General features: G+C 65.9%; 19 protein-coding genes. 11 read left to right on the forward strand and 8 right to left on the reverse strand.

Annotation, left to right across the window (positions count from 1 at the left end):
• The first annotated feature begins 12 nt into the window (after positions 1 to 12).
• The 5 genes from QCE69_RS23080 (at position 13) to QCE69_RS23100 (ending at position 6,528) form a co-directional block, all read left to right on the forward strand.
• Positions 13 to 1,464, forward strand: a complete 1,452-nt coding sequence (locus QCE69_RS23080; RefSeq protein WP_309933221.1) for a PQQ-binding-like beta-propeller repeat protein — start codon at positions 13 to 15, stop codon at positions 1,462 to 1,464.
• 72 nt (positions 1,465 to 1,536) lie between these two features.
• A complete protein-coding gene (locus tag QCE69_RS23085; RefSeq protein ID WP_309933223.1) occupies positions 1,537 to 2,121 on the forward strand; it encodes a DUF1993 domain-containing protein in 585 nt (194 codons plus the stop codon).
• 92 nt (positions 2,122 to 2,213) lie between these two features.
• Entirely contained in the window at positions 2,214 to 2,903 is a 690-nt protein-coding gene (locus tag QCE69_RS23090) for an ABC transporter ATP-binding protein (RefSeq protein ID WP_309933224.1), read from the forward strand.
• The gene (locus QCE69_RS23095) at positions 2,900 to 5,440 is read left to right on the forward strand and encodes an FtsX-like permease family protein (RefSeq protein WP_309933227.1); all 2,541 of its coding nucleotides are present in this window, start codon (positions 2,900 to 2,902) and stop codon (positions 5,438 to 5,440) included. Before QCE69_RS23090 ends, QCE69_RS23095 begins: the two co-directional genes overlap by 4 nt.
• Complete coding sequence (locus tag QCE69_RS23100; RefSeq protein WP_309933230.1) at positions 5,440 to 6,528, forward strand: carotenoid 1,2-hydratase; 1,089 nt, start codon at positions 5,440 to 5,442, stop codon at positions 6,526 to 6,528. The genes QCE69_RS23095 and QCE69_RS23100 overlap by 1 nt, the downstream gene beginning before the upstream one ends.
• 44 nt (positions 6,529 to 6,572) lie before the next feature.
• Here the strand turns inward: QCE69_RS23100 and QCE69_RS23105 are convergent, their stop codons facing one another.
• Positions 6,573 to 8,303 carry a penicillin-binding protein 2 gene (locus QCE69_RS23105; protein WP_309933232.1) on the reverse strand — a complete coding sequence of 577 codons (1,731 nt, stop codon included), beginning with the start codon at positions 8,301 to 8,303 and terminating at the stop codon, positions 6,573 to 6,575.
• Between the two features lie 494 nt (positions 8,304 to 8,797).
• Between QCE69_RS23105 and QCE69_RS23110 the strand changes: the two genes are divergently transcribed.
• Positions 8,798 to 9,643: a peptidoglycan DD-metalloendopeptidase family protein gene (locus QCE69_RS23110; protein WP_309923382.1), complete on the forward strand. Its 846-nt coding sequence runs from the start codon at positions 8,798 to 8,800 to the stop codon at positions 9,641 to 9,643.
• Between the two features lie 16 nt (positions 9,644 to 9,659).
• Here QCE69_RS23110 and QCE69_RS23115 read toward each other — a convergent pair whose 3' ends face one another.
• Positions 9,660 to 10,841, reverse strand: a complete 1,182-nt coding sequence (locus tag QCE69_RS23115) for a GGDEF domain-containing protein (protein ID WP_309923384.1) — start codon at positions 10,839 to 10,841, stop codon at positions 9,660 to 9,662.
• Between the two features lie 157 nt (positions 10,842 to 10,998).
• On the opposite strand from QCE69_RS23115, the gene QCE69_RS23120 reads away from it, so the two are divergent.
• The 5 genes from QCE69_RS23120 to QCE69_RS23140 all read left to right on the forward strand — a co-directional run bounded on the left by QCE69_RS23120 (position 10,999) and on the right by QCE69_RS23140 (position 14,462).
• Positions 10,999 to 12,138, forward strand: coding sequence for an iron-containing alcohol dehydrogenase (locus QCE69_RS23120; RefSeq protein ID WP_309923386.1), 1,140 nt, complete (start codon positions 10,999 to 11,001; stop codon positions 12,136 to 12,138).
• A gap of 108 nt (positions 12,139 to 12,246) precedes the next feature.
• Positions 12,247 to 12,453, forward strand: coding sequence for a hypothetical protein (locus QCE69_RS23125; protein WP_309818537.1), 207 nt, complete (start codon positions 12,247 to 12,249; stop codon positions 12,451 to 12,453).
• A 132-nt stretch (positions 12,454 to 12,585) separates the two neighbouring features.
• Positions 12,586 to 13,497: an urea transporter gene (locus QCE69_RS23130; protein WP_309923388.1), complete on the forward strand. Its 912-nt coding sequence runs from the start codon at positions 12,586 to 12,588 to the stop codon at positions 13,495 to 13,497.
• Positions 13,475 to 14,251, forward strand: coding sequence for a class II aldolase/adducin family protein (locus tag QCE69_RS23135; RefSeq protein ID WP_309933233.1), 777 nt, complete (start codon positions 13,475 to 13,477; stop codon positions 14,249 to 14,251). Before QCE69_RS23130 ends, QCE69_RS23135 begins: the two co-directional genes overlap by 23 nt.
• A gap of 25 nt (positions 14,252 to 14,276) precedes the next feature.
• Entirely contained in the window at positions 14,277 to 14,462 is a 186-nt protein-coding gene (locus QCE69_RS23140) for a 4-oxalocrotonate tautomerase (protein ID WP_187604407.1), read from the forward strand.
• Between the two features lie 45 nt (positions 14,463 to 14,507).
• Here QCE69_RS23140 and QCE69_RS23145 read toward each other — a convergent pair whose 3' ends face one another.
• The 6 genes from QCE69_RS23145 to QCE69_RS23170 all read right to left on the reverse strand — a co-directional run bounded on the left by QCE69_RS23145 (position 14,508) and on the right by QCE69_RS23170 (position 21,494).
• Positions 14,508 to 16,685: a malate synthase G gene (locus tag QCE69_RS23145; protein WP_309933234.1), complete on the reverse strand. Its 2,178-nt coding sequence runs from the start codon at positions 16,683 to 16,685 to the stop codon at positions 14,508 to 14,510.
• 166 nt (positions 16,686 to 16,851) lie between these two features.
• Positions 16,852 to 17,151, reverse strand: a complete 300-nt coding sequence (locus QCE69_RS23150) for a HepT-like ribonuclease domain-containing protein (RefSeq protein ID WP_309934167.1) — start codon at positions 17,149 to 17,151, stop codon at positions 16,852 to 16,854.
• 59 nt (positions 17,152 to 17,210) lie between these two features.
• Positions 17,211 to 17,501: a nucleotidyltransferase family protein gene (locus QCE69_RS23155; protein WP_309907100.1), complete on the reverse strand. Its 291-nt coding sequence runs from the start codon at positions 17,499 to 17,501 to the stop codon at positions 17,211 to 17,213.
• Positions 17,502 to 17,655: 154 nt separating this feature from the next.
• Positions 17,656 to 19,884, reverse strand: coding sequence for a xanthine dehydrogenase family protein molybdopterin-binding subunit (locus QCE69_RS23160; RefSeq protein ID WP_309933235.1), 2,229 nt, complete (start codon positions 19,882 to 19,884; stop codon positions 17,656 to 17,658).
• A gap of 22 nt (positions 19,885 to 19,906) precedes the next feature.
• Entirely contained in the window at positions 19,907 to 20,911 is a 1,005-nt protein-coding gene (locus tag QCE69_RS23165; protein ID WP_309933237.1) for a xanthine dehydrogenase family protein subunit M, read from the reverse strand.
• A 10-nt stretch (positions 20,912 to 20,921) separates the two neighbouring features.
• Positions 20,922 to 21,494: a 2Fe-2S iron-sulfur cluster-binding protein gene (locus QCE69_RS23170; RefSeq protein WP_309923404.1), complete on the reverse strand. Its 573-nt coding sequence runs from the start codon at positions 21,492 to 21,494 to the stop codon at positions 20,922 to 20,924.
• Positions 21,495 to 21,933: the final 439 nt, after the last annotated feature.

The following is a 21,933-nucleotide window of genomic DNA, read 5'->3' on the forward strand; positions in this document are numbered from 1 at the left end:
ACTGCCCAGCAATTGAACGAAACCCGGCTGGCGCCCGCCAACGTCAACGCCAACACCTTCGGCAAGATCGGCTTCTATACCGTGGACGGCGCCGTCGACGCGCAACCGCTCGTCCTCGGCAGCGTGCCGATTGCAGGCGGCACGCACAACGTGCTCTACGTCGCCACCGAGGCGGGCAGCGTGTATGCGTTCGATGCCGACACCGGCACCGTGCTGTGGCGCGTGACGACCTTGCCGACGGGCGAAGTGCCCAGCGACGACCACGGCTGCAACCAGACCACGCCGACCATCGGCATCACGTCGACGCCGGTCATCGACCGCACGCGTGGACCGAATGGGACGATGTATGTGGTCGCGATGTCGAAGGACACGGGCGGTGCATATCATCAGCGGCTCCATGCGCTCGATATCGCCACGGGCGCCGAACTCTTCAACGGCCCCGCGGAAATCACCGCTTCCTATCCGGGCACGGGTTCGGGAAGCGTCAATGGCGTCGTGCCGTTCACGCCGGGACAGTACATCGAGCGGGCTTCGCTGTTGCTGCTCAATGGCGTGGTCTACACGGCCTGGAGTTCGCATTGCGATGCGCTGCCGTACACCGGCTGGGTCATCAGCTATAACGCGGACACGTTGAAGCAAGCCGGAGTATTGAACGTCACGCCGAACGGCGAAATGGGCGGCATCTGGATGAGCGGCGCCGGTCTTGCATCGGATGGCACGTCGGTCTATTTCCTCGACGGCAACGGCACCTTCGATCCCACCACCAACGCGCAGGACATGCCCAACAAGGGCGACTTCGGCAATGGCTTCCTCAAGGTCTCGCCGACGCCGACCCTGCACGTCGCGGATTACTTCGAGCCTTCGGATACGGTGGCGCAGTCGAACGCCGACCTCGACCTCGGCTCGGGCGGCGTGCTGCTCCTGCCGGACCTCAAGGACATCAACGGCAACGTGCGGCATCTCGCGGTGGGCGGCGGCAAGACGCGCGCGCTGTTCATCGTCAACCGTGATTCGATGGGCAACTTCGACTCCAACGGCGACCATATCTACCAGGAGCTGTTCTCGACCATCTTCGGCCCGATGTTCAGCGCGCCCGCGTTCTACAACAACACGGTGTACGTGGGTCCGGCCGGCGATCATCTGAAGGCGATCCCGGTGGTCAACGCGGTGTTCGCGACCACGGCGTCGAGCCAGAGCTCGCAGACCTGGAGCTTCCCGGGCCTCGCGCCGGTGATCTCGGCGAACGGCAATACGAACGGCATCGTGTGGGGCGTGGAGAACGGCACGGCCATCGGCATCCTGCATGCCTATGACGCGGGCAATCTCGCCACGGAGCTCTACAACAGCAATCAGTCGGGTACGCGCGATCAGTTCGGCAGCAACAAGTTCATCTCGCCGATGATCGCGAACGGCAAGGTCTATGTCGGCACCAAGACGGGCGTGGCCGTGTTCGGCCCGCGTTGATGATGGCGCGATGAACACAGGCGGGGGCTGCATCGATATAAGATCGCAGTTTTCCCACCTGTGGAGCGCTTCATGCAATTGACCCGTCTTCTGGTCCCGACCTTCGTGCAGACGCTGAAGAACTTGTCCGCATGGCTGGACAAGGCCGCCGGGCCCGACAAGGACAAGAGTGGCGAAGCGGCCGCCGGCCTCGACATGCTGATCACGCTGCGTCTCGCGCCCGACATGTTTCCGCTCGCCGCGCAGGTTCGTTTCGCGTGCTTTCAGGCCCAGGAACCGGTGTATCGCTTGCGCGGCGAAGACGTGCCGCAGGCGTTGCGGCAGGTGCGGGAGGAAGGCGTGAAGTCGAACGAAGCGCCGGGCACCTTCGCCGACGCCAAGGCGCGCATTCAGGAGGCGGTGTCGTTCCTGTCGCTGCTGACCCCGGATGCGCTCGATGACGCCGCGAACCGCCCGATCGCGCTGGATCTGCCGAACGGCGTCATCTTCGACATGACCGGCGAGGAATATGCGCGCGACTGGTCGCTCCCGCAGTTCTATTTTCATGCGGTGACTGCTTATTCGATCTTGCGCAGTCACGGCGTCGTCCTTGGCAAGCCGGATTACGTCGCGCACATGTTCCCGTATATCCGGCCCGGTACGTTGCCGCAGTCTTGACGCCTCGGCCGTTTCGATATCACGCGTACGCCGAAGATTGGGCACAATGCTTGCCTCTGAGCCTGTGCTTTGATTGAGCCCGATCCCTCCGCATGAAACCCGCCGACCCCGACGTCTCTCCCGCCCTCGAATGCCGCCGCCTGACCAAGACCTACGAAGGCGGGCGCGTGGTGCTCGATGCGCTCGACTTCGCGCTCGGCGCGGGCGAATTCGTCGCGGTGATGGGCGATTCCGGCGTGGGCAAGTCGACCTTGCTGAACCTGATCGCGGGACTGGATCACGCGGACCGCGGCGAGGTGCTGATCGACGGCTCGGTGATCTCCAGTCTCCCCGACGACGCCGCCACGCGCCTGCGCCGGCAGAAGCTGGGCTTCGTGTTCCAGGCGTTCCACGTGTTGCCGCATTTGACGCTGTTCCAGAACGTCGCGGTGCCGTTGCTGCTGAACGGCGCATCGCCCGATGCGGCGCATGCGATGCTCGCGGCGGTCGGTCTGGCGGGCCGCGACGGCGACATGCCGCGTCAGCTGTCCGGCGGCGAACTGCAACGTGTGGCGATTGCACGGGCGCTGGTGCATCGGCCACGTTTGTTGTTGGCCGACGAACCCACCGGCAATCTCGATCCGCAGACGGCGCATGAAGTGCTCGGGCTGTTGCGTGCCGAAACGCAATCGACCGGCGCGGCGACCGTGATGGTCACGCACTCGGAAGCGGCGGCGGCCTTCGCCGACCGCGTGGTGATCCTGCGCGACGGCGCATTGCACGCTGCAACGCTGCAGCGATGAGCGGCGCCAGGATGAAGCACGGCTTCGACACGCTCGCGCGCTGGCTGCTCGCCGCGCAATGGCGCAGTCATCGTGGCCGCGCGCTGGTCGCGGTGCTGACGATCGCGCTGGGCGTCGGCCTGGGCTATGCGGTGCAACTGATCAACGGCGCGGCCTTCAACGAGTTCTCGGCCGCCGCGCGCAGTCTCTCGGGGCAGGCGGACTTGCAAGTGCGCGGCGCACAGCCTTTCATCGACGAGCAGATCTATCCGCGGCTGGCGACGCATGCGGGTGTGGCGGTCGCGAGCCCGGTGCTCGAAGTCGATGCCGCCGTGCCCGGCAAGAGCGCGCCGCTCAAGCTGCTGGGCGCGGACGTGTTTCGCGCGCGGCGCATTGCGCCTGATCTTGTCGGTGTGCCGTCGCCGCAAGCGCCGCTCGATGTGCTCGCCGGCGACGCCATCTTCCTCTCTTCCGCCGCGCAGACCTGGCTCGGCGCACGCAATGGCGCGCCCGTCGAATTGCAGAACGGCACCGCGCCCGTGACGCTGCGCATGGCGGGCGGGATCGCGCGGACGCGGCCCGGCCAGCGCATCGCCGTGATGGACATCGCCGCTGTGCAGACGCATTTCGCGCTCGAAGGCAAGCTCTCGCGCGTGGATCTGCAACTGGCGCGCGGCGTGGACCGCGAGGCATTCCGGCAGACACTGCAACGCGAACTCGGCGCGCGCTTCGTCGTGACGGAAACGAGCGATGTCGAAAGCCGCACGGACCGGCTCTCGCGCGCGTATCGCATCAACATGAACGTGCTCGCTCTCGTCGCGCTGTTCACCGGTGCATTCCTCGTCTTCTCGACCCAGGCGGCGGGTGTCGTGCGCCGTCGCGCGCAATTTGCGTTGCTGCGCGTGCTCGGCATGACGCGCGCGGCGCTCGTGCGGCAGATCATGGTCGAAGGCGCCTTGCTCGGTGTTGCGGGCGGCGTGCTCGGCATTGCGCTCGGCTTCACCGTCGCGGCGCTCGCGCTGCGCTTCTTCGGCAGCGATCTCGGCGGCGGATACTTCCCGGGCGTCGAGCCGCGCGTCGCGTTCGAACCGGTCGCGAGCGGGATTTTCCTGGCGCTCGGCATCGGCGTCGCGCTGGCGGGCACGCTCGCGCCGGCGCTCGAAGCGGCGCGCACGCGGCCCGCGCCCGCGCTCAAGGCCGGCAGCGAGGAAGCCGCGCTGACGCCGCTCGGCACGCCGTGGCCCGCGCTCGCCTGCCTCGTGCTCGGCGCGGCGCTCACGCAGGCGCCGCCGCTGTTCGAGACGCCCGTCGCCGGTTATGTGGCGGTCGCGCTGCTGCTCGTCGGCGGCATTGCGCTGATGCCGCGTCTCACCGCCAGCGCCTTCCGTCGCGCGCCGCGTTCCCGCAGCGCCGTCGCGACGCTCGCGCTCGCGCGCCTCGCGAATGCGCCAGGACAGGCGTCCATCGCGATGGGCGGTGTGCTGTCGAGCTTCACGCTGATCGTCGCAATGGCGATCATGGTGACGAGTTTTCGCGTGTCGGTAGAAGACTGGCTGGCGCATCTGCTTTCCGCCGATCTCTACGTGCGCATGGCCTCTGGCGGCGACACCGGCGGCCTCGATCCCGCGCAGCAGGCACAACTGGCGGCGGCGGACGGCGTCGCGCATGCGGCGTTCACGCGCACGTCGAAACTGACGCTCGACGCCGCGAAGCCGCCGGTCGTGTTGATCGCACGCGAACTCGATGCCGCCGATCCCGGCGCGACGCTGCAAATGACCGGCGCCGTGTTGCCGACGTCCGCGTGGCGTGCCGACGAAACGCCGGTGTGGGCCTCGGAGGCGATGGTGGATCTGTATGGATATCGCGTCGGCGAACGTGTGACGTTACCGGTCGGCGGGAAGGACGCGCGTTTTGTCGTCGCGGGAATCTGGCGCGACTACGTGCGCCAGACGGGCGCATTGCAGATGCGCATCGGCGACTATCGCAAGCTGACGGGCGACCTGACCGCGACGGATATCGCCATCACGCTGCACGCCGGTTCGAGCGCCGCGCAGGTGATCGGCGCGCTCAAGCGGCTGCCGTTCGGCGGCACGCTCGAGTTCTCCCAGCCCGGCGAGATTCGCGCGCGCACGCTCACCATCTTCGATCGCAGCTTCGCGGTGACCTATTTGCTCGAGGCGGTGGCGATCGTGATCGGCCTGTTCGGCGTCGGCGCAACCTTTTCGATGCAGACGCTCGCGCGGGCACGCGAGTTCGGCATGCTGCGCCACGTAGGCGTGACGCGCGCGCAAATCCTGGCGCTGCTCGCCTCCGAGGCCGGCTGGCTGACGCTGCTCGGCATCGCGCTGGGTTGTCTGCTCGGCTTCGCGATCAGCCTGATTCTCGTGTTCGTCGTGAATCCGCAGTCGTTCCACTGGAGCATGTCGCTGCATGTGCCGTGGACGCCGATTGCGGTCATCGCGTGCGTGATGCTGGCGTCTTCCTGCGCGACGGCTGTGCTGTCCGGTCGACGGGCGGTGTCGGTCGATGCCGTGCGCGCCGTGCGGGAGGACTGGTGATGCGCGCGTGGATCGCCGGAGGGTTGCTCGTCGTGTCGAGCGTATGCGCCGGGCAAGCGGCGTTCGCACCCGTCGTGCCGGGGCAAGGGATCGACTGGCCGCGCGACAGCGGCGCGCATCCGCCGTATCGCACCGAATGGTGGTATGCAACGGGCTGGCTCGACACGCCGGAGCATCAGCCGCTCGGCTTCCAGATCACGTTCTTCCGCTCGAATACGGGCAAGGGCGGGACGGACAGCAAGAGCGCGTTCGATCCGGCGCAACTGATCGTCGCGCACGCGGCGCTGTCCGATCCGGCATACGGACGGCTCGTGCATGACCAGAACATCGCGCGGCAGGGCTTCGGTCTGGCGTATGCGCGTGAGGGCAACACCGACGTCAAGCTCGACGGCTGGCGCATGACGCGTGCGGCGGACGGCAGCTACGCGGTCGTCGCGGATGCCGCGAACTTCGCGCTCAAGCTCACCTTCACGCCGACACAGCCGCCGATGCTCCAGGGCGAGCGCGGCTATTCGCAGAAGGGGCCGTTGCCGGAGCAGGCGAGCGACTACTACAGCGAGCCGCAACTGAAGGTGACGGGCAGCGTGGTGCGGCCGTCCGCCGATGGCCGCGCGCGCGCGGCGACCGCTGTGACGGGGCGCGCGTGGCTGGATCACGAGTGGTCGAGCACGCTGTTGTCGCCGGATGCCGCGGGCTGGGACTGGCTCGGCGCGAATCTCGACGACGGCGCCGCGCTGATGGCGTTCAAGGTCCGCGCGCGCGACGGTCATGCGATCTGGGCGCATGCCGCGCTGCGCGACCGCGAGGGCCGCACGACGCAGTACGGGCCCGGCGACGTGGAATTCACGCCGCTGCGGCAGTGGCGTTCTCCGCGCACCAGCACCGTGTATCCGGTCGCGATGGACGTGCGTGTCGGTGCGCTGCACTGGCGGCTGAATCCGCTGCTCGACGATCAGGAACTGGACTCGCGTGAATCGACTGGCGCGCTTTATTGGGAAGGCGCGGTGACGCTCGACGGCAACCCGCACGGGCACGGGTATCTGGAGCTGACGGGCTATGCGGGGGCGATCGGGATGGAGAAGCGGTGAGGGCGGCTCGCTCGATGTGACAGGCCGGATCGAGCCGCCGTCGCTCACACGCCCGGACTTTTGTCCGGCCGCACGTCGAGCAGATGCATGGTCTGCGTGGCGATAGCGACGAACGGCGGCCCGGCCACCGCGCCGCCGAAGTGCGAGCCGCGCAGCGGCCGGTCGATCGATACCGCGATGACCACGCGCGGCGCCTTCGCCGGCACGATGCCGACGAACGACGCGCGATACTGATGCCGGTCATATCCCTTCGACGTCCACTTGTACGCGGTGCCGGTCTTGCCGGCGACCGTGTAGCCCGGCACGGCCGCCTGCGGCGCGGTGCCGTCCTTGCTGACGACGCTCTCCATCATCGTGCGCACTTCGCGCGCGACGCGCGCCGTGAACACGCGCCGGCCTTCCGGCGGTTGCTGGTTCGCGTCGCGAAGGTGGATCGACGCGCGCACGAGACGGCCATCGTTGGCAAAACTCGTATAGGCCTGCGCCAGTTGCAGCAGCGACGCCGACAGCCCGTAGCCATAGGACATCGTCGCCTGCTCGATGCGCCGCCAGTTGCGATACGGCCGCACGCGGCCCGACGAAACGCCCGGCAAACCCGCACGCGGCGCGTGCCCGAGTCCGAGCGCGCGGAAGTTGCGGTACATGTCACGCGCCGGAATCAGCAGCGCGATCTTGGTCGTGCCGACGTTGCTTGACTTCTGGATGACGCCCGCTGTCGTCAACGTGCCGAAGTTCTTGTCGTCGTGGATCGTGCGGCCGTCCAGGCGCAGGCGGCCGCCGTCGGTCGGCACGACGGTGTCGGGCGTGATGCGGTGCTGTTGCAACGCGAGCGCGATGGTGAGCGGTTTCATCACCGAGCCCGGTTCGAAGATGTCGGCGACCGCGCGATTGCGGACCGCCATGCCGGTGCGGCGCGTGCGCTGGTTCGGGTCGTAACTCGGCCAGTTTGCCATCGCGAGGATTTCGCCGGTGTGCGCGTCCAGCACGATCGCCGAACCCGAGCGCGCGTTGCTGCGCTCGACCGCGCTTTTCAGCGCCTTGAAAGCGGCATACTGGATCGGCCGGTCAATCGACAGTGTCAGGTCCCGGCCGTTCTGCGGCGGCGTGGTGTCGAGGGTATCGATGACCTGACCGCGCGCATTGCGCAGCACGCGGCGATGGCCGTCCGCGCCGCGCAAAGTCGTTTCGGCGAAGCGCTCCAGACCTTCCTGGCCGGTGCCTTCCGTGCCCGTGAAGCCGGTGATCTGCGCGGCAATTTCGCCTTCCGGGTAGTAACGCCGGTAATCCTCCTGCATCGACAGACCGGGAACGTCGAGACGCATCGCCCGGTCGGCGATATCGACGGGGACTTCGTGCTTCAGGTACGCGAAGCCGCGACGGGCCGCGTAGATCTTCTCGATGTCGGCCGGGGCGATGTCGAGCAGACGGGACAGCGCATCGATCTGCTGTTGCGACACATGCTCCTCCATGTTCGATGCGTCGACGAACAGCGTGCGGGTCGGCAGGCTCACGGCGAGCGGGCGGCCGTTGCGGTCCAGGATGCGTCCACGGGAGGCGTGCATCGGCCAGTCGCGCACTTGCCGCATGTCGCCCTGACGACGATAGAAAGCGTCATCCACGCCCTGCACCCAGAACGCCCGCACCGTCAGCGCCACAAACAAGGCGGCGAATGCACCGCTCAACGCCCGCGAGCGCCAGCGCGGCGGCGGTGTCAGGTTCGTGGTCTGGATGTCATGCCGCGCAATCCCGAGGTACTTCCGTACTTGTGGTTTCATGCCGCGATTATGCGGGATCGCGCTTTCGGGTGTCGAATTGAAAAGTCTGCATCCGGCGTCATCCGCCGGCAATTTCATGCAAACTTCGTGCAAAAGGTTTATTAAGGGGCAGCTTAAGTTTGGTTTAAGAAAGCTCTTTTAGTCTCGGCCGACCTGAACGTGCCGCGCAACGTGGCCGAACTCATCGCCTTTCATTTCATGCCCGCTTGCCGTTTCGCTGCGCTTTCCCCGACGATCCGCCTGTTTTCGCGGCAGATCGAATAACGCGCGCAAGCGTTCACGCCGCCCGCGGTCAAGACCGCGCCTTTTCGTTCCGGGTGATGCCCTTGCATCGCCCGTCCCCTTTTCCGCTGATGCCCTTCTCTCCCGCAACCGCCTTGCCCGGCAAGGCAGGACGAGTCTTTTTCATTTGCGCCGTCGGTTCGATCTGTTCCGTCGTGATCTGCAATTCACTCGAACACGCGCGTTCATCTTCATCAACGGTTCTCGACGATATGCCGCCCGTGTCAGTGCGGCAAAGCGCCGCTCCGGCGCCTGCCGCGCCACCGGCACCGGTCCGCACGACCGAAAGCGCCACAGTCAACCAGACCTTCTCGCAGGCCGCGCAGAGTCTGGGCATCGATGCGGCAACCATCGCGACCCTCACGGACGCCTTCGCGGGCAAGGTCGACATGCGTCGCGATATCCGCAAGGGTGACACGCTGAGCGTCATTTACGACCGCAAGCCGGGCAATGAACAGGCGCAGCAAGCGCCGCTGGCCGTTCGGCTGACTACTGGCTCGTCGTCGCACGATGTGTTCCTCTATCGCGATCCCGAAGGCGAGGCGCGCTACTACTCGAAAGACGGCAACAGCACGACACCGGGCTTCTCGCGTTATCCGATCGCCTTCACGCGCGTATCGTCGGACTTCTCGCTGCGCCGGCTCGATCCGGTCACGCATCGCTGGCAAAGCCATGACGGCGTGGATCTCGCCGCGCCCATCGGTACGCCAGTGCATGCGTCGGCGCAGGGCACGGTGACTTTCGTCGGCAGGCAGACGGGCTATGGCAAGGTCATCATGCTCGACAACCCCGCGCCGTATTCGACCGTATACGCGCACCTGTCGCGTTTCGCGAAGGGCATCCGCAATGGCGGGACGGTGAAGCGCGGGCAGGTGATCGGCTATGTCGGCGAGACGGGCTGGGCAACGGGCCCGCATCTGCACTATGAAGTCCGCATCAATGACATCGCGATGAATCCGCTCACCGTGGACCTGCCGAGCGATGATCGTCTGCGCGGCAAAGAGCGTCGGCGTTTCGCGAAGGAAGCAGAAAACCTGAGCGCGGAACTGAGCGGCTGATTCCCGGACGTCCCGCTCAGGCGACCAGTCCGACCGAGCGCGTCGCCGGCTTCGGCTCGCGCCGGCTGGCCGCGACCCAGCGGTTCTTGCCGGCGCGCTTGGCTTCGTAGAGGGCGTTGTCGGCGTCGCGGAGAACGCCGTCGAGTTCATCGTGATGATGATCGAACATCGCAATGCCGATGCTCACGCCGATGCGCAAGGCCAGATCGCCGTCCGTGTGGAACGGTTTCGACAGCTCGCGAACGACTGTGTCCGCGAGCGTGAGCAAATCGTCGCGCGGCGGCGTGACGATCACGAACTCGTCGCCGCCAAGTCGCGCCACCAGCGCGCCTTCCCCCGAGAGATGCCGCAGACGGCGCGCCACCAGCGCGAGCAGCGTGTCGCCGACCTCATGGCCGTGTGCGTCGTTGACGGCCTTGAAGCCGTCGAGATCGAGATAGAGCAGGGCGGTCGGCGCACCGTTGCGCGCCCGGCCCGACTCGCGCGAACGCGCCGCCTGGAACAGGCCCGCGCGGTTCAGCAGACCGGTCAGCTCGTCGTGACGCGCGCGGCGGTCGTTTTCCTGCTCGGCTTTCATCGTCGAAACGAGCATGCCGTTCAGGCGCCACGCGGCCGCGCTCATCGCGAACAGGTAGAAGGGAATCTGCAGCAGCGTGAGCCAGAGCGTCGGCTCGCCGGCCAGCACGGCGCCAAGACAGCACGGTCCCAAGGACAGGAAGATCATCACCGCCACCAGACGCGGCGCGGCGAAATTGCGGAAGCAAATGCCGCCGACCATCGCGGCAGCCGAGAGGAACGAGAGCGTCGCGGCCACCCAGTCGCCGGACAACACCGAGACCAACGCGCCGTAGCCGACCGTCGCGCCCCACAGCGGCGCGAGCAGGACATAGGTGTCGGTCAGCGTGGACTTGCCTTCGCGTGCGCGTCGGCGCGCGATCACCAGCACGACCAGCCGGATCAGGCAGACGGCGATCTCGAGTGCGAGCCAGATGTGGAAAGCGGTGGTCGGATGGCGGCGGTCGAGCACCCAGGCCACCGCGACCGTGTTGAGCACGCCGCCCGCGAAAATCGGCAAGGTGCCGAACAGGCTGCCGACGAGCGCGACACGGATCGCGCGGGGAATGTCGGCTCCCGCGTGCAGCAACCACGTGGCCGCACGTCCGCGCGGCAATGTGAATACCTCGGTCTGATGGTCCATGTTGGATTCCGGCGTGGTCCGGCGAGGGCGGGACACTCGCGGAAAATCGGACCACATCGCAGATATCGGACGTCGAAGTCCCAAACTTTAGTGAGGAACACCCGCGCGCGCGGACTTTTATACTGACGGCTCCGAACGACAACTTCCCTCACTCCACATGGCCCTCATCAACTACATCACGCAGATCCAGTTCGATTTCGGCGCGGTGCGCCTGCTTGCCGGCGAGTGCGAGCGCATCGGCATGCGCCGGCCGCTGATCGTGACCGATCGCGGCATTCGTGCCGCCGGCCTGGTCGATACGGTGCTCGCCGCGCTCGGCGCTTCACAGCCCGCGCCGGTGTTCGACGCCACGCCGCCGAATCCGAACGAGGCCGCGGTGCGCGCCGCCGTCGCGATGTACAAGGAGCAGGCGTGCGATGGCGTGATCGCGGTGGGCGGCGGTTCGTCGATCGATCTGGCCAAGGGCGTGGCCGTCTGCGCGACGCACGAAGGCCCGTTGCAGAGTTTCGCGGTGATCGAAGGCGGGCTGGCGCGCATCACGGCGAAGACGGCGCCCGTCATCGCGATTCCGACGACGGCAGGCACCGGCAGTGAAGTCGGCCGGGGCGCGATCCTGATTCTCGACGACGGCCGCAAGGTCGGCGTGATTTCGCCTTATGTGGTGCCGCGCGTCGCGATCTGCGATCCCGAACTGACGCTCGGCCTCCCGCCGATGATGACCGCCGCGACCGGCATGGACGCCATCGCGCATTGCCTCGAAACCTTCATGGCGCCGGCCTTCAATCCACCCGCCGACGGCATCGCGCTCGATGGACTCTGGCGCGCGTGGCGTCACATTGAACGGGCGACGCGTGACGGCGCGGACCGCGTGGCGCGCTGGAACATGATGAGCGCGTCGATGCAGGGCGCGCTGGCGTTCCAGAAGGGTCTGGGCTGCGTACACAGCCTGAGTCACTCGCTGGGCGGCATCAATCCGAAGCTGCACCATGGCACGCTCAACGCCATCTTTCTGCCGGCCGTGATTGCGTTCAACCGCAGCGCGCCGACGATGCAGGATGAAGGCAAGCTGGAGCGCCTCGCGCAGGCCATGGGCCTGACTTCCGGCGATCAAGTCGGCGATGCCGTGCGCGAGATGACCGCGACGCTCGGCCTGCCGCGCGGTCTGGCGGAACTCGGCGTCACGCGCGATCTTTATCCGCGAATCATTGCCGGTGCGTTGAAGGATCACAGCCACAAGACGAATCCGCGTGAAGCATCGGAAGCTGACTATACGGCGATCCTCGACGCTTCGATGTAGGGACAGGGCGCGAGCCCTTGCATGACGGCGCTGGTGCGGCATTGCAACAAACACTTAAGGGAAAACCCTTAACTCTGTTACAATGCCGCAAAGTTTGAGGAACAGATCATGCGCCGCCATCACCAAGTCATCGAAAAAGTCGCCTTTACCTTGCTCACGCTGTCCGCTGTCGTCGATGCAAGCTACATCACCTGGGAAAAGCATCCCAACTTCCGCGAAAACGTCACCGAAATCGTCAAGCTGAGCGCCGATCTCTCGCTGGCAAATCCGGGTGTCGGCGAACCCACGCCGCTCGTGCCGCTGGCGTTCAACTAAGCTGCTTCCCACCGGCGCGACTTTTCTCGTCGCGCCCACTGCTTCAAGTCCATACCGGTTATTCGGCCCGCCGTCGCACGGCGCGCGCCGGCTGCCTTATGCTGGCGGCTTCTCGTGCCGTCGCCGCCCAGCATGTCTTCCGCTCTCCATTCCGACGTCGTTCTCGCCGACCCGCTGCGCCGCTTTGCGCGCGCGATCGGGCAGATCGTCCTTCAGCGCAACGCCGCGACCGGCGCGCTCCTCTTCCTCGCGGTGCTCAGCGCGAGTCCGCGCCTTGCATGCGGCCTGCTGATCGGCACGCTGACCGGGAATGTCATCAGCGCGATCATCGATAACGATGACGCGCCCGTCTTCCGCGACGATCTCCACGGCTTCAATGGCGCGCTCGCGGCGCTGGCGGCGTTCGCGTTCATCGGCGATGTCTCGCAGGCGGGCGCCGTCGCGATCGTCGCGGCGATGGGCGCAACGCTGCTCGCCCACAAGCTGTCGCGCGTCCTGGCCCGCTTCGACTGGCCGTTTCTATCGAGCCCAGCGATCCTGGTGACGTGGTGCTGGCTGCCGCTGTTCAGCGGACGCGGCGACACCGGCGCGATCCCGCAAGTCGCGGCAGGCGTCGTGCCGATGCTCGAAGCGGCCTTCGCGGGACTCGCGCCGATTACCTTCGCCACCGGCGCCATTGCGGGCGGACTGATCGCGGCCGGACTACTCGCGGCGCGGCCGTCGCAGGCGGGATGGGCGCTGACTGGCAGCGCGCTCGGCGCCATGTTGCACGGACTGGGCGGCGCGGGCGATGCCGTCGTGCTGTCCGGCGCGTGCGGTTTCAACGCCGCGCTCGCCGCGCTGGCGGCGGCGCCGCTCGGCAGGCGCTATGCGCTGTTCGCGATCGTCGCGGCAGTGTTGATCGAACGGCTGATTGACTGCGCCGGCATCGCCGCGCTGACCGCGCCCTTCGTGCTGGCGTCGTGGCTGACGATCGCGCTGCAACGCCGCCTGGTCCGTAGCACTCAAGCAGGAGACTCGCATGTCATTCACCCACACGCCTGAACACAGGATCGCGCAGGACAGCCCGCGCAGTGCCGCCGAAACGGCCGCGCGCGTCGATCTTGCGGCGGCCTATCGGCTCGTCGCGCTCAATGGCTGGGACGACGTCGTCTACACGCACATCTCGGCGAGCGTGCCGGGCGAGCCAGGACGCTTCCTGATCAATCCGTTCGGGCTGACGTTCGATGAAGTCACAGCATCGAATCTCGTGAAGATCGATATCGACGGCAATGTGATCGGCGAGAACGTGCATCCGGTGAACGTGACGGGCTTCGCGTTGCACGGCGCCGTGCACGCGGCGCGCGAGGATGCCGTGTGCGTGATGCACCTGCACGTGCGCGAGGCGATTGCCGTCTCGGCTCAGCCCCATGGCTTGCTGCCGGGATCGCAGCATGCGATGCGCTTTCATGGCCACCTCGCGTATCACGACTACGAAGGCCTGGCCTTCTCGCCTGCGGAAGGCGAGCGGCTGGTGACGAGCCTCGGCGCGCATCGTGCGATGCTGCTGCGCAATCACGGCCCGCTCACGCTCGGGCGGACCGTCGCCGAGGCTTATGTGCTGATGGATATGCTCGTCAAGGCATGCGATATTCAGCTGCGCGCGCTGGCGGGCGTCAACAAGATGATCGTGCCGACACCGGATGTCGTCACGCGCACGGCAGCGCAACTGCATGATGACGACGCCATCGAGGGCGCGCTCGAGTGGCCCGCGTTGCTGCGCAGGCTGGACCGCATCGACGCGTCGTATCGCGACTGAGAACCCAGCAAAGGAGAACATCGCAATGCCGACATTCAACATTCAGCTGTTCGAAGGCCGCACGACGGAGGAAAAGCGCAAGTTTGTCGAGGCGATCACGCGCACCACGTGCGAGACGCTCGGCTGCGAGCCGGGTTCGGTGGATATCATCCTGACGGATGTGAAACGCGAGAACTGGGCGACCGCGGGCAAGCTCTGGTCGGAGCAGTGAACGCGGCGCGCATGCGGCACGAGGCCGCATGCACGCGCGACACGATTACATCGAAGCCTTCACGGCGAGACGGAACTTGTGCAGCAGCGGTTCCGTATAGCCGCTCGGTTGTGTGCGACCTTCGAACACGAGTGCGCAGGCAGCCTTGAACGCGAAGGAACTGTCGAACGCGGGGGCCATTGGTTGGTAGACCGGATCGGCCTCGTTCTGCTGATCGACGACCGCGGCCATGCGTTCCAGCGTCGCCTTCACCTGCTCTTCGCTGACGATGCCGTGACGCAGCCAGTTCGCAATGTGCTGGCTCGAGATACGCAGCGTCGCGCGGTCCTCCATCAGGCCGACATCATGGATGTCCGGCACTTTCGAACAGCCGACGCCCTGATCCACCCAGCGCACCACATAACCGAGAATGCCCTGCGCGTTGTTCTCGATCTCGTTCGTGATGTCCTGTTCCGACCAGGTCGGCTTGTCGACGACGGGAATCGTCAGCAGGCCGTCGAGCAGTTCGTTCTTCTGCCCTTCGTAGTCGTGGCTTTCGAGTTCCTGCTGCACCTGTTGTACGTCGACCATGTGATAGTGCAACGCATGCAGCGTGGCGGCCGTGGGCGACGGCACCCAGGCGGTGTTCGCGCCCGCGCGCGGATGCGCGATCTTCTGTTCGAGCATCGCGTGCATGAGGTCGGGCATCGCCCACATGCCCTTGCCGATCTGCGCGCGGCCACGCAAGCCGGTGTTCAGGCCGACGAGCACGTTGTTGCGCTCATACGCGTTGATCCACTTCGACGACTTCATGTCGCCCTTGCGCATCATCGGGCCGGCTTCCATCGATGAATGCATCTCGTCGCCCGTGCGATCCAGGAAGCCCGTGTTGATGAACGCGACGCGCGCGCCCGCTGCCGCAATGCAGGCCTTCAGGTTGACGCTGGTGCGGCGCTCCTCGTCCATGATGCCCATCTTGATCGTGTTTCGCGGCAGGCCGAGCAGCTCTTCAATGCGCGAGAAGAGTTCATCGGCGAAGGCCACTTCGGCGGGGCCGTGCATCTTCGGCTTCACGATATAGATGGAACCCGTGCGCGAGTTCATCTTGTTCTTCAGGTCGTGCATGGCGCCGAGCGTCGTCATCACGCCGTCGAGGATGCCTTCCGGAATCTCCTTGCCGTCGCGGTCGAGCACGGCGGGATTCGTCATCAGATGGCCGACGTTGCGCACGAACAGCAGCGAACGTCCGTGCAGGCTCAGCGTCGAGCCGTTCGGTGCGGTGTATTCGCGATCCGGGTTCATGCTGCGCGTGAAGCTCTTGCCGTTCTTCGTGACCTGCTCGGCGAGATGACCCTGCATCAGGCCGAGCCAGTTGCGATAGAGCTGGGTCTTGTCGGCGGCATCGACGGCCGCGACCGAATCCTCGCAGTCGATGATCGTGCTCACCGCCGCTTCCATCAGCACGTCCTTGACGTGCGCGGCATCGGTCTTGCCGATCGGATGGTCCGCGTCGATCTGAATCTCGAAGTGCAGGTCGTTATGCTTGAGCAGGATGGCGTGCGGCGCCTTCGCATCGCCCTGATGGCCCGCGAACTGTTCGGCGTTGGCGAGCCCGCTCTTGCTGCCGTCCTTCAACGTCACGACGAGCGCGCCCTGTTCGACGCTGTACTTCGTGGCATCGGCATGCGAGCCGTGCGCGAGGGGCGCGTTGTCGTCGAGAAAGCGGCGTGCATAGGCGATGACCTTCGCGCCGCGCTTCGGATTGAACTGGGCGGTGCGCTCGGCGCCGTCGGTGTCGTCGATGGCGTCGGTGCCGTAGAGCGCGTCATACAGGCTGCCCCAGCGCGCGTTGGCGGCATTCAGCGCATAGCGCAGGTTCGACAGCGGCACGACCAGTTGCGGCCCGGCCTGCTCGCCGATCTCGCGATCCACGTTGGCGGTGCTGGCCTGCACATGCGCGGGCGAGGGGACGATGTAGCCGACTTCTTCGAGAAACTTGCGATAGCCGCGCAGGTCTTGCACGGGGCCGGGATGGCTGCGATGCCAGTTGTCGAGTTCGGTCTGGAGACGGTCGCGCTCGGCGAGCAGCGCACGGTTTTTCGGGGCGAGGTCGTGAACGAGCGCATCGAAACCCTTCCAGAAGGCGGCGCTGTCGACACCCGTGCCAGGGATGGCTTCTTCATCGACGAACTTCGCCAGGCTTGCGTCGACCTGCAGACCGTGTTGTTGGATCATGTCGTTCATGGGCACTCCGGCTGAGTTGCTGTGACTCTGGGGTTTGGGGTGGGCTGGTTGTGTATGGTAGCGCGTCTTGGGGGAGGATCGAAGCGGGGTGACGGGGGAGGGGGTGTGCCTGGCGGCATGCCCTTTTGAAGATTCGACGCGAGGAGAGTGCCCGACGCGTCTCCCGCTAGAGTTTGAGTTCGGTGGCGAGCAACTCAAATTGTTTGCCGAGCGCGGGAAGGTCATCACGGGCAGTGACCCAGACGATTCCGAGGTCGACCTTATGGTATCCGTGCGAAAGTGCATTACGCATCTCGTACGCGGATTGGAACGGAACTTCGGGATGCTGTGTGACGAAGGCCGGAAAGTATTTGCAAATATTCCTGCAGGCTTCACCAACGACTTCGATGTTGCGTATGACTCCATCCTGAAAGAGTTCATCCGCGAGAAAGTCCGTTTCGTCCAGATCGTTGATGTATCGACTGATCTATCCGATGGCCGTGAGCACATGACCCACGTATTCCGCAGGCGTCGAGGCGTCCCGGCTCATACCGGAATGGCTCCCGCGATGATTGCGTCACGCGTCCGGTCCGGCAGTGCGCCGGGTGTTAGAACGTCGACCTTTACGCCAAGAAGCTGGCGCAACTCATGGCGTATCGCGCCGATATCCAGCAACGATGTCTTCGGTGTGGGATCAATCAGCAGGTCCAGGTCGCTTCCTTCCGTGTCCTCGCCGCGCGCGACGGAGCCGAAGATACGCGCGTTTTTCGCGCGATGCGCCTCGACGACGCGCCGAATGTCATCGTGATGTCCTTGAATGGCGAGCGAAGGTTTCATAAGCGGTCTTGTCCGGGGAGCGAGCCGGCGTGAATGAAACGAAGCGCCACGCGATCGGGCGCCTGTGTATTCGAGCGCAGTCTAGCATAGCGCCTTTGCCCGCCAGCGGCCCTTGCCGGGCGCCCGACACGGCGCCCGGCAACGCCTCCCGACCTTATCCCCCCAACAAATCCTCGATCATCACCGGCAGCTTCCTCACGCGCACGCCGGTCGCGTGATACACCGCGCCGGTGATCGCTGCCGCGATGCCCGCCAGTCCGATCTCCGCAATACCCCTCGCGCCGAGTTCGTTGAACACGGTATCGGGATAATCGAGAAAGGTGACGTCCATCTTTGGCGTGTCGGCGTTCGTCGCGACCACGTAATCCGCGAGACTGCTGTTCACCGGCGCCCCGCTGCGCTCGTCGTACACCGTGTGCTCGAACAGCGCCATGCCCACGCCCATCACCACCGCGCCCTCGATCTGGTTACGGCCCGCGCGGGGATTCAAAATCTTGCCGCCATCGATCACGGTCACCACGCGGCTCACGCGCAGCCGCGCCGTCGACGCATCCCAGGTCACTTCGGCGAAATGCGCGCCATACGAATGGATCGACCATTTCTTCTTGAGCGGATCGTTGAAACCGCCTTTCGCGCTGCCGCTGCCCGACGCCGCATGCAGCTTCGCCGCGTCGAGAATCTGCGCATACGGCACGCCGCTACCGGGCGGCTGATCCTTGCGATGCACGTGCCCGGCCGTCATCGCGAGTTCCTCGGGCTTCGCGCCGTTGAACGGCGAGCCTTCGGTCTTCGTGGCATGCGTGAGCAGCGTCTTGATGGCGCCGCGCACCGCATCCGATACCGCCGGAATCACCGAAGCCGTCGCCGCCGATCCACCCGACACCGGCCCGAGCGGCAGCGCCGTATCGCCGAGACCGACTTCGATCTTGCCGAGCGCAATGCCCGTATGTTCCGCGACCAATTGCGCGAGGATCGTATAAGTGCCGGTGCCGATGTCCTGCGTGCCGCACGCAATGCGCGCGGTGCCGTCGGCGCGCAGGTCGACGGTCGCGTCCGCCGAGAAGCGCAAGCCCGGCCAACTGCATGCGCCCAGGCCCCAGCCGAGCGTGAGGCCGTCACGCTTCATCGAGCCGACTTCCGGCGTGCGCTTGCTCCAGCCGAACTTCTCCGCGCCGGTGGTCAGGCATTCCACGAAGTGTCGCGATGAAAACGGCAGGCCGCTGCTTTCATCGACCTTGGGCTCGTTGCGCAACCGCAGTTCCACCGGATCGATCTTTAATGCGACAGCCAATTCGTCCATTGCACTCTCGAGCGCATACAAACCCGGCACCGCGCCGGGTCCGCGCATCGACGTGGGCGAGCCGACGTTGCGCTTCACCGTGCCACCCGTAACGCGCAGGTTCGGCACGCTGTACATCGACGGCGTGGCTTCGCCGCAATCTTCCGCGTACTCGTCGGCAAGCGCCGCGTGATTCACGAAGTCATGCTGCAAGGACACGAGCTTGCCGTCCTGTGTTGCGCCGAGCCGGACGCGCTGCTGCGTGGTCGGTCGATGGCCTACGTTCTGGAACATCATCTTGCGCGACAGCACGAGCTTCACGGGCCGTTCGAGCTGCCGCGTCGCGGCCGCCGCGAGCAGCGAATGCGGCCACATCCACAGCTTGCCGCCGAAGCCCGAGCCGAGATAGCGCGAGATCACCCGCACCTTCTCCTTCGGCAGGCCCAGCATCTGCATCAGCGCGCCCTGATGATTCGAAACGGCCTGGCTCGTCTCATAGAACGTATAGCCGTCGCCGTCCCAATGCGCGACGGTGGCGTGCAGTTCAATGGGGTTGTGCGTCTCGACCGGCGTGACATAGGTCTCGTCGATCTTCACCGGCGCGCTGTCGAACGCCATGTCCGGGTCGCCGCGTTCGCTGTGCGTGTCGAGCTTGCCGCCGTCATCGAGCGCGGCGCTGACGTCGTGCGGCGTCCTGTCGTAACCCACTTTGACCGCTGCTGCTGCGGCGCTCGCGGCCTCGAAGGTATCGGCCACGACGAGCGCCACATACTGCCCGTAATAGCGAATGATGTCGTCGTCGAACGGCGGCCGGTTTTCATCAACCATACCGGTCTCGATCGAACCGCCCGCGAGCCGATAAAAGCGGCCGATATTGCCGCGATGAAGAATCAGCTGCACGCCGGGCATGGCTTGCGCGGCGGCGAATTCGAGCGACGTGATCCTGCCGCTCGCAATGGTGGCGCCGACCGGCACGGCAATCAGCATGCCGGGCAGATCGACGTCGGAGGTATAAGTCGCGCGGCCGCAGACCTTCAGCGGTCCGTCGATGCGCGACTGGGGCCGTCCGATGACAGACGGCGTGGTGTCGGGCGCAGTGGACATAGTCAGGTTTCCTTGGTCGGGTTCAGGACGCTTGCGTGACGAGCTTGAGCGTATGCACGATGCAGCGCTTCGAGAGCTCCACCTTGAAGCCGTTCTCGCTTTGCGGCTTGGCATCGGCGAGCGCGGCATCGGCGGCGCGGCGGAAGGTCGCCTCGTCGGGCGCCGCGCCCTGCAACACCTGCTCCGCTTCGCGCGACCGCCACGGCTTCGTGCCGACGCCGCCGAGACCCACGCGCGCATGTTCGATGCGCCCGTCCTTCAGCGCGACCACAATCCCCGCCGACGCCAGCGCGAACTCATACGATGCGCGATCGCGCAGCTTCAGATACGCCGACCGCGCGCCTTGCGGCAGCGGCGGCACGGTGACGTGCGTGATGAGATCGCCGGCGTCGAGGACGTTCTCGCGATCGGGCGTCGTGCCCGGCGTCAGGAAGAATTCGTCGACGGGAATCGCGCGCTTGCCGCCCGTGCCTTCCACGTGAATGGTCGCTTCGAGCGCCTGCAACGCGACGCACATGTCCGACGGATTGCTTGCGATGCACGCTTCACTCGTGCCGAGTATCGCCATCATCCGGTTGAAGCCCTGCATGGCCGAGCAGCCGCTGCCCGGTTCGCGCTTGTTGCAGGGCGAGGCGGTATCGCGGAAATACACGCAGCGCGTGCGCTGCATGATGTTGCCGCCGGTCGTCGCCATGTTGCGCAGCTGCACCGACGCGCCCGCGAGCACCGCCTGCGACAGCACCGCATAGCGTTCGCGGATCAGCGCGTGATGCGCGAGGTCCGAATTGCGCGCCGTAGCGCCGATGCGCACGCCGCCATCGTCCGTTGCCTCGATGGCATCGAGCGGCAGGCGGCTGATGTCGATGACGCGCATCGGCCGCTCGACGTTGAGCTTCATCAGGTCGAGCAGGGTCGTGCCGCCTGCGAGAAAGCGCACTTCGGCGCCTTGCTGGGCCGTATGCGCGAGTGCGCCGCCATTGATCGCGTCGCGCATGTCGCGCGCGCGGGAGAGCTGGAACGTTTCCATGATGCTCTCCTTATTTGGCCGGGGTCTTGGCGACGCGCACCGACTGGATCGCCGTGACGATGTTCTGATAGGCGCCGCAGCGGCACAGGTTGCCGCTCATCGCTTCGCGCACGTCCTCGTCGTTCGGACCGATGGGCTCGTCGAGGAGCGCGACCGCCGACATCAACTGGCCCGCCGTACAGTAGCCGCACTGATAGCCGTCGCATTCGACAAAGGCGGCCTGCAGCGGATGCAGCGCTTCCACTTCGCCGATGCCTTCGATGGTCGTGACGGTGTCGCCATCGCACGCGGCGGCGAAGCACAGGCATGAGTTCACGCGGCGTCCGTTGACATGAACGGTGCACGCGCCGCACTGGCCGTGGTCACAGCCTTTCTTCGTGCCGGTCAGATGCAGATGGTCGCGCAGGGCGTCGAGCAATGTCGTGCGCGGGTCGAGCGACAGCGTGTGACTATGGCCATTCACGGTGAAGGTGACGCTGGCAGGGGCGGCGGGAGTCCGGACCGGCGCCAGTGCTTCGGTGCGGGCCGAATTGGGCGTGTCTGCGTGAATGGTCTTGGATTGGGGGACAGGGTGTTGTGGCATCGAGCATTCTCCAGGGGTAGCGCATGGAAGCTGCACTGCATGGCTAAGACGGTCCGGGCAGGCGGCAAGGCGTGAGAAGGCGAAGATGGAGCGAGAGCGTGACGGCGCGCGTCAGGCGGAAAGCGGACAGCCGGGGAAGAGTCTGCACAGGGCGCGCAGGACTTCATATGCCGCAGGGACGCGTGTGAAGACGCTCAAGCCAGTATAGGCAGCGGACGCGAAACTTTCTTCATTGCAAGCTTCCATGCGCTGCCGGTCTTGCGCAGGCGCACGAAGCATGCCCGAAGCAGCGCTTCAGTGCGGGAACACGGCGCGAACGAAGAGATAAAAGAGGTAGACGCCGACCGTCGTGAACGCGACGAGCGCCACGAGGACGAGGAACAGGCGCACAGTCATCTGCATGGCGTCAGTCCAAAAAAATGGCCGCTTGCGCGGCCGG

Origin of the sequence: Caballeronia sp. LZ032 (assembly GCF_031451315.1) — a bacterium.
Lineage (GTDB): Bacteria > Pseudomonadota > Gammaproteobacteria > Burkholderiales > Burkholderiaceae > Caballeronia.